The 13,935-nt window shown below is 70.4% G+C and carries 11 protein-coding genes; 5 read left to right on the top strand and 6 right to left on the bottom strand.

Features of this window, described 5'->3' with window-relative positions; translation table 11 throughout:
* Window positions 1-59: 59 nt before the first annotated feature.
* Both RBJ77_RS33330 and RBJ77_RS33325 read right to left on the bottom strand, forming a co-directional pair.
* Window positions 60-3,194 carry a glycosyl hydrolase 115 family protein gene (locus RBJ77_RS33330; protein ID WP_372348385.1) on the bottom strand — a complete coding sequence of 1,045 codons (3,135 nt, stop codon included), beginning with the start codon at window positions 3,192-3,194 and terminating at the stop codon, window positions 60-62.
* A 482-nt stretch (window positions 3,195-3,676) separates the two neighbouring features.
* Window positions 3,677-4,705 (bottom strand): LacI family DNA-binding transcriptional regulator, encoded by a 1,029-nt coding sequence (locus RBJ77_RS33325; protein ID WP_372348384.1) that lies wholly within the window; start codon window positions 4,703-4,705, stop codon window positions 3,677-3,679.
* A 139-nt stretch (window positions 4,706-4,844) separates the two neighbouring features.
* Between RBJ77_RS33325 and RBJ77_RS33320 the strand changes: the two genes are divergently transcribed.
* From RBJ77_RS33320 to RBJ77_RS33305, 4 genes are all read left to right on the top strand, one after another.
* On the top strand, window positions 4,845-6,152 hold the full coding sequence (locus tag RBJ77_RS33320; protein WP_372348383.1) for an ABC transporter substrate-binding protein: 1,308 nt from the start codon (window positions 4,845-4,847) through the stop codon (window positions 6,150-6,152).
* The gene (locus RBJ77_RS33315; RefSeq protein ID WP_372348382.1) at window positions 6,149-7,114 is read left to right on the top strand and encodes a carbohydrate ABC transporter permease; all 966 of its coding nucleotides are present in this window, start codon (window positions 6,149-6,151) and stop codon (window positions 7,112-7,114) included. Before RBJ77_RS33320 ends, RBJ77_RS33315 begins: the two co-directional genes overlap by 4 nt.
* The gene (locus RBJ77_RS33310; protein WP_372348381.1) at window positions 7,111-7,956 is read left to right on the top strand and encodes a carbohydrate ABC transporter permease; all 846 of its coding nucleotides are present in this window, start codon (window positions 7,111-7,113) and stop codon (window positions 7,954-7,956) included. Before RBJ77_RS33315 ends, RBJ77_RS33310 begins: the two co-directional genes overlap by 4 nt.
* A 107-nt stretch (window positions 7,957-8,063) precedes the next feature.
* On the top strand, window positions 8,064-10,352 hold the full coding sequence (locus RBJ77_RS33305; protein WP_372348611.1) for a beta-glucosidase: 2,289 nt from the start codon (window positions 8,064-8,066) through the stop codon (window positions 10,350-10,352).
* Window positions 10,353-10,434: 82 nt separating this feature from the next.
* On the opposite strand, the gene RBJ77_RS33300 is transcribed toward RBJ77_RS33305, so the two are convergent.
* The 3 genes from RBJ77_RS33300 to RBJ77_RS33290 form a co-directional block, all read right to left on the bottom strand.
* Window positions 10,435-10,716, bottom strand: coding sequence for a hypothetical protein (locus RBJ77_RS33300; protein WP_255976683.1), 282 nt, complete (start codon window positions 10,714-10,716; stop codon window positions 10,435-10,437).
* Between the two features lie 59 nt (window positions 10,717-10,775).
* Window positions 10,776-11,615, bottom strand: a complete 840-nt coding sequence (locus RBJ77_RS33295; RefSeq protein WP_372348380.1) for a phytanoyl-CoA dioxygenase family protein — start codon at window positions 11,613-11,615, stop codon at window positions 10,776-10,778.
* A gap of 66 nt (window positions 11,616-11,681) precedes the next feature.
* Window positions 11,682-12,479 (bottom strand): helix-turn-helix transcriptional regulator, encoded by a 798-nt coding sequence (locus tag RBJ77_RS33290; protein WP_372348379.1) that lies wholly within the window; start codon window positions 12,477-12,479, stop codon window positions 11,682-11,684.
* Between the two features lie 139 nt (window positions 12,480-12,618).
* Here RBJ77_RS33290 and RBJ77_RS33285 point away from each other — a divergent pair, with 139 nt between their 5' ends.
* On the top strand, window positions 12,619-13,161 hold the full coding sequence (locus RBJ77_RS33285) for a CbrC family protein (protein ID WP_372348378.1): 543 nt from the start codon (window positions 12,619-12,621) through the stop codon (window positions 13,159-13,161).
* A gap of 36 nt (window positions 13,162-13,197) precedes the next feature.
* Here RBJ77_RS33285 and RBJ77_RS33280 read toward each other — a convergent pair whose 3' ends face one another.
* Entirely contained in the window at window positions 13,198-13,893 is a 696-nt protein-coding gene (locus RBJ77_RS33280) for a hypothetical protein (protein ID WP_372348377.1), read from the bottom strand.
* Window positions 13,894-13,935: the final 42 nt, after the last annotated feature.

Raw genomic sequence — 13,935 nt, 5'->3', positions numbered from 1 at the left:
ACCTCCTGGTAGAGGGGTTGAGGAATCAGGAAGGAACGGAGCGGTGGTGCGGGACCGCCTCAGCGGAGGCGGTGGCTCTCGGGCGGGCCGAGGTAGGTGTCCGGCAGCCCGCCGGTGTCGACGACCAGCCGCTGCACCACCACGGTCGGGTCGACCATCCAGAACCGCAGCCGGTGCACTCCGGCGGTGAGGGTGTGCCGGGTTGCCGTGCGGTTGATGTTGTCGGAGGTGTTGCGGGCCCACTGCGGATTCATGGCGCCGTCGTCGGAGCCCGTGGCGGCGATGATGTCGACGGTCTGGGGCGCGTCGTCGTCGAAGGAGACGGCGTAGCGCAGGCCCTGGCCGGAGAGTGTGGGGTTACGCGGTGACAGGTACGCCCACAGCGTCACTTCGCGGTCGTCCAGCAGGCTGATGTCGTACTCGAGTCGCGGTGAGCGCCCGCCCGCGGTGACGCTCGGGGCGGTGACCGGTACGGGGGTGAGACCGGCCAGATCGCGTCCGATGCCGTCGACCTGCTGCCAGTCGACGCCGTCGGCGCCGATCCTGCGATCGGTGTGCTCGGCGTCGATGGCGATGTATCCGCCCGCTTCGACGAAGCCGCGCAACCCGCTGGTGTCGGGGTTCTCGACGGGGACGACGACGGTGACGCGGGCGCCGTCCGGGCCGTGCACCGTCAGCGTCGGCCGTGCGGCGCCGCGCGGTGCCCGGTGCCAGTCGGCGGTCACGGTGAGGCGGGTCTGGCGGTCGATGCGGCCGTGCGGGTGGTCGACGCGCAGCCACGGTACCGACGCCTCGACGCGGTAGGCGAAGGGGGCGGCGCCGCGGTTGAAGACCTCGACGTACGGGCTCGGGGCGGTGCCGTAGCGGCTGAGCGGGGAGAGGACGGCGGGCTCGTCCGCCTGGGGCCACCAGGCGTCGGTGCCGGACAGGGCGACGCCAAGGGCGGCGCCGGCCGGGATGTCGATGCGGCGTACCGCCGGGTAGATCTCGTCGGGCAGGGCCACGTTGTTCAACTCGGGCTGCTGCCAAGGGGCGTTGGGGCCGTAGCGTGCGACGTCGCCGTAGCCGATGTGCGGCTGCGTCTGGAACCCCTTCCATTTGCCGTCGGCTATACGGGAGTTGAAGCGTTCACCGAGGGCGAGGTCGCGGTCGAGCGCGGCCTCGGTGCGGGCCGCGAGCGCGTTCGTGGCGGCCCGGCCCTGGGCCGCGTACCGGAGGTTGGTGAACTCGGCCTCCCGCAGGGCGTACACGTTGGCCGTCGCCGCGACCTCGTAGCCGACCAGCTCGAACCAGGCGTCCTGGCGGTCGGCGGGCAGTCGGCGTGCGATGCGGTCCGCGCGGTCGGCGAGGTCGCGCCACCGCTGCGTCACGCGTTCCAGTTCCCGGAAGTGGTCCAGGGAGAACGGCGTCGCCGTGTCGTCGTACACGATCGCCGACGCGTCGGTGGCCGGATCCTTGCCGGGCGCGAGGGTGATGCGCCGGTTGAGGAGTTCGGGCTTGCGCAGGGACTGCAACCGCTCGTACTCGGTGAGCACTTCGGAGATCGCCGACGCCTGGGCCTCGCCGAAGTTCTGCCGCGCGTAGCCCCGTTGCCACGCGTCGAGTGCGTCGACCTCCCAGCGGGCGGGATTCCAGGCGTAGTCGAGGAAGAACTGGGTGGGCAGTTCATTGCCCTTCAGGTCGCCCACGTTGACCATCCACAGCCGGTGGTTGCCGTACGCGACGGCCTGCCGCAGCTGGTCCCACAGGTTCGGCAGCGATGCCGTGTCCACCCACTTGTAGTTGCGACCGGCACCGACGTAGTCGAAGTGGTGGTACAGGCCATAACCGCCCGATCGAGGGGGTTCGGCGGGGTCGGGGTGGCGGCGGATGTTGCCCCAGTTGTCGTCGCACAGCACGACGGTCACGTCCTCGGGCACGCGCAGTCCGCGCGCCCAGTAGCGCTGCACCTCCTTGTACAGCGTCCACACCTGGGGGATGTCGGTGAGGTCCTTCCCCGTGACCTCGGCGAGGATGGCGCGCTGCGCGGCGACGATCTCCTGCATGAGCTCGATGCCGTCGCCGTCGGGGAGGCTGACGTCGCCGTTGCCGCGCATGCCGAGGGTGACGACGCCTTCGAAGTCCTGGTCCGCCATGCGGCGGATGCCGTCGCGCCAGTACTCCTTGATGGCCTCGGCGTTGCGCCGGAACGACCATTCTCCGGTGCCGCCGTACGGGTCGTGGCCAGGTGTGGTGATCTTCCCGTCGGCGTCGCGGACGGCGGGGACGGCATGCCGGTTCCACTCCTCGATGCCGCGCATCATGGGCGCCTCGTGGGAGGTGCCGATGACGATGCCGTACTCCTGGGCCCGGGTGTGGTTGTCCGGGTCGTCCTCGGCGAACGCCCGTCCCCACACGGCCGGCCACAGGTAGTTCGCCTTGAGGCGCAGCAGTACCTCGAAGACCCTCGCGTAGAAGTCGGCGTTCAGGCCACCGGGGTAACCGTCGGCCTTCCCGGGGCCGAAGTGGCCGGGCGCCCAGGTGCCGAGGGAGGGGTTCTCGTCGTTGATGAAGACGCCGCGGTACCGCACCGCGGGCGCGCCCTGCGTGTAGCGCCCCGGTTCCACGTACAGCGCGTCGCGGCGGGTCGGCGGGACGTCGTCCCACCAGTACCAGGGCGAGACGCCGATGCCCCGGCTGACGTCGTACACGCCGAAGATGGTGCCCCGCGGGTCGCTGCCCGCGATGACGAAGGCGCGCTCGACACCGGGCAGGGGATGGTCGACGACCGCCTGCAAGGACGTCTCCCAGCGCCCCGTCACGCCCGTCGCGTCGAGCGTCGCGTCGTCGACGAGGCGGTCGATCAGCGCGCTGCGTCCCAAGGTGCCGACCAGGATCACCTCGTGCTCACCGGCCGGGACCTGGCCGTCACGTGTCTTGTGCAGGGCGGGCCGGACGCCGGTGACACGCTCGATGTCGTCGCACAGGTCGCCGGCCACCCGGACCGCTCCGGAATGGTCGTCCGCATCCACGACGACGGCGGTGGCCCTGCCGTGACGCACCAGAGTGAACGCCCCGGGGCCCGGCTTGAACGAGACGTAGGAGCCGCCGTCGGTGAGCTGGGGTGCCCCGCCCGCGGCCGCCTCCGCGTTTCCGACCGTACCGGTACTCGCTTCGAAACTCGTCAGAGCGAGCGCTCCGCCCATGACACCCATTCCGGCGCCGAGAACGGTTCTCCGGCGAGGATGATCGGATGCGCTCCGGCCCATGACAGTCCTCCAGCTCTGTTCAGCACGCCAGTTGACGCGCGCTGGACAGATCTTGGGGGACACCACGGCTTCGAAACAATGGCGCGACAGGAGCGAAATATTTTCGATGAGGCGAGCAGAGTCCCAGCGACGGGGGAGCGCCTGGTTCGAGTGATCCGCACGGGTCGTGGAATCGGCCGCCCGCGCACGGGAGAGCCCGACTTGGCGCACGGGGACGGCCCGGTCCGGGAGCGCCGGCGGGCAACTGCCGGGCGGAGCCGGGCGATTGACAGCGGGAGGCGGCGTACGCGTGCCCGGCCGCCCGCCCGGCACCGGCACATAACTCCGGCTTGCGCGGCGAGGCGATCCAGACCCGCGACGGCTCTGCAGCGACGCCCTGGACTGCGCCCTCGGGACCGCCCGCTATCGCCGCGGGCAGCCGAGGAGCGTCAGAGGGCGGGCGGCGCCGTGCTCTTGCGGACGACGAGGCTGGTGGCGAGTTCGAGGCGTGTGGTCACCGGCTCCTGGACGCTCAGCCGCATGAGCATCTGCACGGCCTCCTCGGCCATTTCCCGCAGCGGCTGGTGCACCGTGGTCAGGGCCGGGCTCGCCCACTGGGCGACGGGCACGTCGTCGTAGCCGACCACCGAGAGGTCCTGCGGGACGCGCAACTCCCGGACCCGGGCCGCCTCCAGGACGCCGAGCGCCTGCAGGTCGCTGCCCGCGAAGACCGCCGTGGGCGGTTCGGGCAGGTCGAGGAGTTCCAGGGCGCGCTTGAAGCCGCCTTCGACGTGGAAGTCGCCGTAGCGCACGAGCTCGGGGTCGGCCTGGATGCCGGCCATGCTGAGCGCCGAGCGGTAGCCGTCGAGGCGGGCCAGGGAGCACAGCATGTCGTCGGGGCCGGTGATGATCCCGATGCGGCGGTGCCCCAGCTCCAGCAGGTGCCGGGTGGCGACGAGCCCGCCGTTCCAGTTCGCCGAGCCGACGGACGGCACGTCCGGTTCGGGGCCGCCGGCCGGGTCGACTATCACGAACGGGATGGAGCGCGAGCGCAGCCGCGCCTTGACCTCGGCGGGAAGCGCCGAGAAGACGAGCACCACACCGCGCGGCCTGCGCTGCATGACCCCCTCGATCCAGTCGGGGTCGGGCGCGTGCCGGGTGCCGCTCTCGGTCAGCACCACGCTGGCCTGGTGGGCCTTGGCGACGTTCTCCACGCCGCGGATCAGCTCCATCGCCCAGATGCTGTCCAGCTCGTGGAAGACCAGCTCGATGAGCGGCGCCTCGCGGGCGGCGCGGGTCGTGCGCCGGTAGGAGTGCCGCTCCAGGAGGCGCTCCACCTTGATCCGGGTCGGGGCGGCCACGTCCTGCCTGCCGTTGAGCACTTTCGAAACTGTCGAAATGGAGACGCCAGCCTTCTGGGCCACCTCTGCCAGGGTGACGCGACCCAACTCCTCGTCATCACGCATGCCCTGGAGCATAAGGCATGGTCAGGCGCCTCAGGGTCATAACGCTTTGATAACTCGGCGTAGCGGGGTTGACCGCCCACCGGGTGAGATTTAGCGTCCCGACTCGTGAACTTTCGGCGATGTTGCCGAAACAGTTTCGAGAGGCGAGGCAATGACCCTACGCGCACGGATGCCCAGAACCGCGATAGTCGGCGGTGCGGCGCTGGCCCTGCTGCTCTCCCTGTCCGGCTGCGGCACCGGTTCCGACACGGCCGGCAGCGACGACGGCAAGATCCACATCCTGGTTTACGGGGACGCGGCCAACAAGGTCGAGAAGCAGCTGATCGCCACCTTCAACAAGCAGTCGAAGGTGAAGGCGGTCCTGGACACCATCCCCGGCGCGGACTACCAGGCCAAGCTGCAGACCGTCATCAACAGCAAGCAGGCGCCCGACGTCTTCTTCAACTGGGGCGGCGGCAGCATCAAGCCGTTCGTCGACGCGGACCTGCTGATGCCGCTGGACGACTTCATCGCCAAGGACCCGGAGCTCAAGACGCGGTTCCTCCCCTCGGTCTTCAACAGCGCGGAGATCGACGGCAAGCCGTACGGCGTCCCGATGCGCGGCACCCAGCCGGTCCTGTTCTTCCACAACAAGCAGGTCCTCGAGGACGCCGGCGTGAAGCCGCCCAAGACCTGGGACGAGCTCCTGCACGCGGTCAAGGCGATCAAGGCGAAGGGCGTCACGCCCATCGCGCTCGGCGGCGGCGACCGCTGGCCGACCCTGATGTGGTTCGAGTACCTCTTCGACCGCGTCGCCGGGCCCGGCCTGTTCCAGAAGGCCCTCGACGGGGACAAGGCCGCCTGGGAGAGCGCCGACAGCAAGAAGGCGCTCGGCATGATCCGGGACCTGGTGGACGCCGGAGCCTTCGGCACCAACTTCGACTCGGTGAAGTTCACCGACCAGGGCTCCCCCACGCTGCTCGCGACCGGCAAGGCCGGATTCGAGCTGATGGGCTCCTGGGAGTACTCGACCCAGCAGGACGCCCACCCCGAGTTCGCCAAGAAGGACCTCGGGTACACCGCCTTCCCGACCGTCAAGGGCGGCAAGGGCGACGCCGGCGACCTCGTCGGCAACACCAACAACTTCTACTCGGTCCTCAAGAAGACCGAGCACCCCGAGGCCGTCGCCGAGTTCCTCAAGCTCCAGTACTCGGACGAGTTCGTGAAGGCGCAGCTCGGCATCGGCAACCTGCCCACCACCACGAACACCCCCCTCTTCCTGCAGAAGGCCGCCAGCCCCGGCTACGCCAAGTTCCAGTACGAGCTGGTCGAGAAGGCCCCCGCCTTCCAGCTGTCGTGGGACCAGGCCTACCCGCAGTCCGCGGCGACCTCGATGTACCAGGCGATCCAGCAGTTCTTCAACGGCCAGCTGGACGAGGGCGGTTTCATCAAGGCGATGCAGGCACTGCCGACGTCATGAGCACCAAGACCCTCGTCCTGAACGAACAGCACGAGAAGAACGCAAAGATCGCACCGCGCACGACGCCCACCGACCGCCGTGACGGCGTCGTCGGCGTGGGCCGCCCCGGCTTCGGCTGGGCGGCCCCCGCCGCGGTCTTCTTCGGCCTGTTCGCCCTTGTCCCTCTCATCCTGGTGGCCGTTCTGTCGTTCGCGACGTGGAACGGCCTGAGCGACCCGGAGTTCGCCGGGCTCGACAACTGGAAGAAGCTCTTCGACGACCCGGTGCTCATCCAGAGCCTCTGGCTGAGCGTCCTGCTGACCGTGCTCGGCGTCGCCGTGCAGACCCCGCTGAGCATCCTCCTCGGCGTCTGGGCGGCCGGCCACCAGCGCAACCGAGCCGTCCTGTCGGCCATCTACTTCGTGCCGCTGCTGCTGTCCGTCGCCGCGGTCTCCGTACTGTGGCGCGCCGTCCTCGACCCGAACTTCGGCGTACCGGCGCAGGCCAGCTGGCTGTTCGGCGACGGCAACCTCTTCGGCCACCAGGCCAGCGCCATCGGCGTCCTCGTCTTCGTCAGCACCTGGCAGTTCACACCCCTGCACACGCTGATCTACCAGGGCGCGGCCCGAGCCGTGCCCCAGGTCCTGTACCAGGCGGCGCAGATCGACGGCGCGGGCACGGTCCGCCAGTTCTTCCACATCACCCTGCCGCAGCTGCGCAACAGCATCATCACCTCGATGATCCTGATGGTCGTCGGCGGCCTGACCACGTTCGACACCGTCCTGATCCTCACCCAGGGCGGCCCCGGCACGGACACCACCATCAGCGCGTACTACATGTACCAAAAGGCCTTCAAGAGCTTCGACTACGGGACGGCGTCCGCCATCGGGCTGCTCCTCGTCCTGGTCGCCACGGTCATCTCGCTGGTCATGGTCCGGCTGTCGGGCTACGACAAGATGCGCAGCACCATGGAGGGCCTGTGACACACGCCGCACCCCGGACCGTACGCCGGGAGAGGCCCAACTTCCTCGCCGGTTTCGGGTCGTTGATCTGGCTCTTCCTGGTCGGCCTTCCGCTGTACGTGATGCTGGTCGCCACCTTCCAGTCCCGCGCGGACTACGCGGCGAACGGCCCCCTGTCGCTGCCGCGGCACTTCACGCTCGACAACTACATCGACGACTTCAACAACGGTTTCGGCCAGTACTTCGTCAACACCGTCATCGTCACCGTCTGCGTGGTCGGCATCGTCCTGCTGCTCGTGCCGCCGCTCGCGTACGCGATCGTGCGGGGGCGCGGCCGGCTCACGAGCGGCGTCTTCCGGCTCTTCCTGCTCGGCCTCGCCATCCCCGCGCAGGCCGTCATCGTCCCGATGTTCTACGTGATCAGCCAGGCAGGGCTCTACGACAACCTCATCGGTGTCATCCTGCCGACGGCCGCCTTCGCCATGCCGGTGTGCACGCTCATCCTCACCGGGTCGATGCGCGACATCACGCCGGAGCTCTACGAGGCGATGACGATGGACGGCGCGTCGCCGCGGCGGATCTTCTTCCGCCTGGTCCTCCCCCTGTCCCGCAGCGGCCTGTCGACGATCATCGTCTTCACCGCGCTGCAGGCGTGGAACGGCTTCCTCTTCCCGCTGGTCCTCACCCAGTCCGCGAGCACCAAGGTCATCACCATGGGGCTCTACGACTTCCAGACCGAGCACGGCGTCGACATCCCGGGCCTGCTGGCCGCGGTGGTGCTGTCCATGCTCCCCATCCTGATCGTCTACCTGTTCGCCCGTCGTGCCCTGGTCCAGGGGCTGATGGGAGTCGGAGGAAAGTGACCGACCACATGGCCGCACCGGCTGAAGAATCCGACGCGACCCGCGTTCCGCCGTGGCGTGACGCGAGCCGTACCGCCGCGGCCCGTGCCGACGCGCTGCTCGCCGAGATGACCCTCGAGGAGAAGATCGCCCAGCTCTTCGGTGTCTGGGTGGGCGCCTCCGCCGAGGGCGGCGACGTCGCTCCGCACCAGCACGACATGGAAGAGGTGGTGGACCTCGACGAGCTGCTCCCGCACGGGCTCGGCCAGCTGACCCGCCCCTTCGGCACCGCCCCCGTCGACCCCGCGCTCGGTGCGCTGTCCCTGGCGCGCACCCAGCGCCGCGTGGTGGCCGCGAACCGGTTCGGGATCCCGGCGTTCGCCCACGAGGAGTGCCTGGCCGGGTTCGCCGCGTGGGGTGCCACCGCGTACCCCGTGCCGCTGGCCTGGGGCGCCACGTTCGACCCGGACCTGGTCCGGCTGATGGCCGCGGCGATCGGCCGCGACCTGCGCTCGGTCGGCGTGCACCAGGGTCTGGCGCCGGTCCTGGACGTCGTACGCGACGCCCGCTGGGGCCGCGTCGAGGAGACCATCGGCGAGGACCCCTACCTCGTCGGCACCGTCGCCACCGCCTACGTGCAGGGTCTGGAGTCCGCCGGGATCGTCGCCACGCTCAAGCACTTCGCCGGCTACTCGGCCTCGCGCGCCGGCCGCAACCTCGCGCCGGTGTCCATGGGCGGCCGGGAGTTCGCCGACGTGATCCTCCCGCCGTTCGAGATGGCCGTGCGGGAGAGCGGCGTCCGGTCCGTCATGCACGCCTACACCGACATCGACGGCATCCCGTCGGCGGCCGACGAGCGACTCCTGACCGAACTGCTCCGCGACACCTGGGGCTTCGAAGGCACCGTCGTCGCCGACTACTTCGGCATCGCGTTCCTCAAGACGCTGCACGGAGTCGCCGGTTCGCTCGGCGACGCGGCGGGAGCGGCGCTCGCCGCCGGCGTCGATGTCGAGCTGCCCACGGTGAAGACGTTCGGCGAGCCCCTGCGCAAGGCCATCGCCGAGGGCACCGTCCCGGAGTCCCTGGTGGACCGGGCCGCCCGCCGGGTGCTGCTGCAGAAGATCGAGTCGGGCCTGCTCGACGCGGACTGGGACCCGACCCCGCACGCCCTCGCGGGGACCTCTCCCGAGCACGCCCGCGGGACCGTCGACCTGGACGGCGCACCGAACCGGGCCCTGGCCCGTCGCGTCGCCGAGGAATCGGTGGTCCTGCTGTCCAACGACGGCACGCTGCCCCTCACCGGCGGCCGCGCGCCCGCGCGCATCGCCGTGATCGGCCCCAACGCCGAGACGCCCACGGCCGTCCTCGGCTGCTACTCCTTCCCCGTGCACGTCGGCAGCCGTACCCCCGAAACGCCGCTCGGCATCGACCTGCCGACGCTGCGCGAGGCGTTGGCTGCGGAGTTCCCCGACAGCGAGATCGTCACGACCGCCGGTCTCGCCGCGGCGGACGCCACCGGGACCGAAGGCTTCGACGCGGCGATCGCCCTGGCCCGCGAGGCCGACCTCGTCATCGCCGCGCTCGGCGACCGGGCGGGCCTCTTCGGGCGCGGAACGAGCGGCGAGGGCTGCGACGCCGCGTCCCTCTCGCTGCCCGGCGCCCAGGAGCAGCTCCTCGACGCGCTCATGGACACCGGCACCCCGGTCGTCGTGACCCTGCTCGCGGGCCGGCCCTACGCCCTGGGCCGCGCGGTCCAGGAGAGCGCCGCGATCGTGCAGACCTTCTTCCCCGGTGAAGAGGGCACGACCGCCCTGGCCGGAGTGCTCAGCGGCCGGGTGCGCCCCTCGGGACGACTCCCCGTCAGCGTCCCCCTCCGGCCGGGCGCCCAGCCGTCCACCTACCTCGCTCCCCGCCTGGGCCAGGCCACCGAGGTGTCCAACCTCGACCCGGCTCCGGCGTTCGGCTTCGGTCACGGCCTGACGTACACCACGTTCGACTGGAGCGAGCTGCGGGTCGACACCGAACTCGCCGCCACCGATGGCGAGTTCACGCTCGCCTGCACCGTCCGCAACAGCGGCGCCGTGCCCGGCACCGAAGTGGTGCAGCTGTATCTGCACGACCCGGTCGCCTCCGTGGTGCAGCCGGTGCAGCGGCTCGTCGGCTACGTCCGCCTGCCGGAACTGGCGCCGGGCGAAGCCGTACGGGTCCGGGCCACCGTGCCGGCCGACCTCGCGTCGTTCACCGGGCGTGCGGGCCGGCGGATCGTCGAGCCCGGCGACCTGGAGCTGCGGTTGAGCGCGTCGAGCACCACGCCGCTGCTGACGGCGCGGGTCGCCCTGTCGGGTCCCGTCCGGGAGGTCGGTCACCGGCGCCGCCTGCACGCTCACTTCACGACGGAGCCGATGCCGCAGGCGTGACCCACGGGACGTGCCCGGCCGGATGTCAGGGCGGCCGGGCACGGTGGGGTCACTGGAGCCACGAGAAGCAGGTCGTCACCGGTCACGACCGCGGCTGCGCCGTGTCCACGATCCGCTCGAAGAAGAACTCGTGCTTCAGGAAGGAGACGTCGTACTCGTGGCCAGGGGACGGCGGGACGAGCTGCGAGGCCTGGATCAGCCGCCAGCCGTCGAGGAGAGCCGCGACCCCCGTCTCGTAGGGCGGCTCGTCGCTGTCGCCCGAGGTAGGGGTGGTACGGCCGGTCCCGTCGTAGCGGGACCAGCCGACGACCCAGGAGTCCAGGGCCGAGTTCGCCAGGTACAGCACGAGCACCTGCTGCCGCAGCGTCGAGCCGGTGGATGCGGAGTGGGTGGTCGTCGAGTCGGTGGTCGTCGCTCCGGTGCTCATGCGGCGGGCTCCTGAGGGCGGTTGGCGACCCTGGTCACCCAGTGGTCGAGGTCGAAGGTGTCGTCACCGGTCAGCTCGCGCCACAGCAGGACGCGGTTGTAACGCTCGAGGCGGCCGCTGGCCTGCTCGTACCATGGGAAGTGCGCGTCGAGTTCGCCGCGTACCTGCGGATCGTCGAGGTCCGAGGTGTCCCACAGGAGTCGCTGGCGGACCTGCGGGTTGAAGCGGACCTTGAACATGTAGCGGACGACGTCACTTTCGTTGCGGCGGCCACCGTGCCAGATGCCGTGGTGCAGAAACACCACGGTCCCGGCCGGACAGACGAGACGGTCCTGGCCGCGCAGGTTCTGGTAGCGACCGGTGTCCGACTCGTTGGTGCGCCGCAGATGGCTGCCGGGCACGCTGAGCGTGCCGCCCATCTCCAGGGTGACGTCCTGCGGGTAGTACATGAGCTGGACGTCGAAGGCGTCGGTGCGTACGTCGATGATGGCGTCGGCGTGCAGCGGCTGCGCCTCGCCGCCGCGGGGTTCACGGATGTGCACGGCGTGGTGGTCGATGGTCGGCTCGGGACCGACCAGACTGTGCACTGCGCCTGCCACCTGCGGGAGTTCAAGCAGCCTGGCCACGAACGAGCCCTGGTCGTACGCCTTGGAGAGCGGCGTTCCGTACGGCACGCCGGGCACGCCGTCCGCCAGGACGCCCAGCGCCTCCGCGTTCATCTCGGGCGGCACCACCGCGTCCAGGCGCAGGGCGCCGCGGGCCACGAAGCGGGCCATCTGCACCGAGCTCAGCAGGCGCCTGCCCGCGTCCGGGGTCGTCTTCGCTGTTTCTTCCATGACCGTCACGCTAGGAGTGACGGGGGAGGAACAGGTGGGCCGTGCTCACCCACTACTGGTCAATTATCACTGTCGTCCGAGATCGGCTCGCACCGCCCTCGGGGACGCCCCGAGTTCACGGCGGCACGCCTTGTTGAACGCCTGCAGGTCCGGGATGCCGACGGTCGCGGCGACGGCGGGGATGGACAGCGTGCTGGCCCGCAGCAGGTGGCGGGCCTGCGCCATCCTGCGCACCCGGAGGTAGCCGATCACGGTCTCCCCCGTTGCCGCGCGGAAGAGCCGGGTCAGGTGGTTGTGCGAGACGCCGGCCGCCCGCGCGATCTCCGGCACGGTGAGCGGCTCCGCGAGGCGTTCCTCGATGAACGTGACCGCCGCCACCACCGCCGCGTGAGTGGCCGGAGCGGCTCCGCCCTGCGCCGGCGCCAGTTCGACCACCCGCCACAGGGCCGCCCACACCTCGGCCACCGCTCGCCCCGGAGTACTCGGCCAGGCCGCCAGAGCCTGCCGCAACTGCCCTTCGAGCAGGGCCACTTGACGTCCGGCGTGCTGAACGGTCGCCACCTCTCGGGGTTCCGCGGCCGCCCCGAGCCGAAGGTGCACGTAGAGGTGCTCGGAACGACCCCGGTACCGATACCGGACCGGCGTCCCCGGCGGCACCAGGCTGACGCTGCCGGGGCGGATCTCGTACGCGACACCGTCCACGGTGAGGTCGGCCTCGTAGTCGTAGAGGTGGAACTGCCACAGATCCGGCAACTGGAAGTCGTCCACGTGCCCCGCCGGCCCGTGAATACCGACACCGACCGCGACGGGAACGGGCGGCTCGTCGAGAGGGACGAGGACTGTGGAGGAGTGCGTATTGCTCACCCGCCCATGATCCCGCTGGAGCGCGACTCCTCGCCTCGGCGGGTTGTCCGCGATCCCCGTCGTGGTGGACGGGGACGGGCGTACGGGCCCTGCAGCCCCGTGCCGCGGGCCGTGCGTATCGGTTGCTAGGTTCTGGCCTGTGACTGAGCTGCTTCCCACGTTCCCCTACCACCCGGACCCCGTCGCCACGGGCGTCATCGCAGCTTCGAGTTCAGCCTGTATCTGCTGCGGCCGGGAACGCGGACGCGTCTACACAGGTCCGGTCTACGCGACCGAGGCCCTTGAGGGGCGGCTCTGCCCGTGGTGCATTGCAGATGGCAGTGCTGCAGACCGGTTCGACGCCCACTTCACGGCGGGAACAGGCCTGGGCGACGACGACGTACCCGCTGGGATCTTCGCGGCGGTCGACCGGCGCACACCGGGATTCCGCGCATGGCAGGAGCCACAGTGGTACTTCCACTGTGGCGATGGGGCCGCGTTCGTCGGCTCGGCCGGAGCCGACGAACTCACCGCTTTTCCGGAGGCGTTGGACACGCTGCGACGCGAGGCGATCGGCTGGGGCTGGCCGTCGAACCAGGTCGAGCACTTCCTGGGCTCACTGGACAAGGACGGCGAGAGACGGGCACATCTCTTCCGGTGCCGGGTCTGCGCAACCCACCTCGCCTACTCCGACTTCGCGTAGGCCCTGGCCGCGAGCCGCCCGGTGTGCCGGCGGGCGTCATTCACCACGTCCGCCCTTCCCCCCGCCTGCGGCTGCCCCGACCCACGGCCTCAGGCCCTGTCGCGCGAGTCTCAACACCTCATCCGGCGGCAACTCGTCAGCTCGCTCGATCACGACGAGATCCCAGCCCTTCCGGCGGACCGCCCCGAGCGTCACTGCACGCTCACGCCGTAGGTACTGCACCGCCGAGGCCACATCGGTCACGGGAGGACTCACCTGATATCTCGCGAGTTTCCCCACGTACCAGTCCAGCCACTGCTCGCCGTCCCTCGCCGCGGCCCGAAACAACGCGGACTCGGCGTCACCATCGAGGAAGACCATGACCAGCCGGACCGGTGCGAGAACCGCGGTGAGGTCGGTCATGAAGCCGTCGACGGCTGCCTCTTCGTGCCCCATGGCCAGCAGCGTGGGCACGAACGGCATCAGGGCGTCCGCGACCACCACGTCGTCGCCGTTCGCCAGGACCGCGTCGACGAACTTCGCCGTCCCGGCAATCAGCGTGCCCAACGCGACCGTGCCGGTCGCCTTGAACTCCTCGGCCACCGCCGCGAACTGCGGCCGGGACAGGATCTCCTCCTCCCGGAAGTGGTCCACCCGCAGTCCCTCATCCGCCAGCCAACGGGACAGCCCGGCGCAGAGCGTCGACTTGCCCACGCCGGGAGATGCTCCCCACACCGTGATCAGAACCGTCATGGCCGCCGACCCTAGAGCCGACGGCCGTGGCTGCCAACCGCG

It is taken from the genome of Streptomyces sp. KL116D, from assembly GCF_030766975.1.
Taxonomy (GTDB): domain Bacteria; phylum Actinomycetota; class Actinomycetes; order Streptomycetales; family Streptomycetaceae; genus Streptomyces; species Streptomyces longispororuber_A.
The sequence above is the reverse complement of the archived record's forward strand: the minus strand, read 5'-3'. Positions and strand labels throughout refer to the sequence as shown.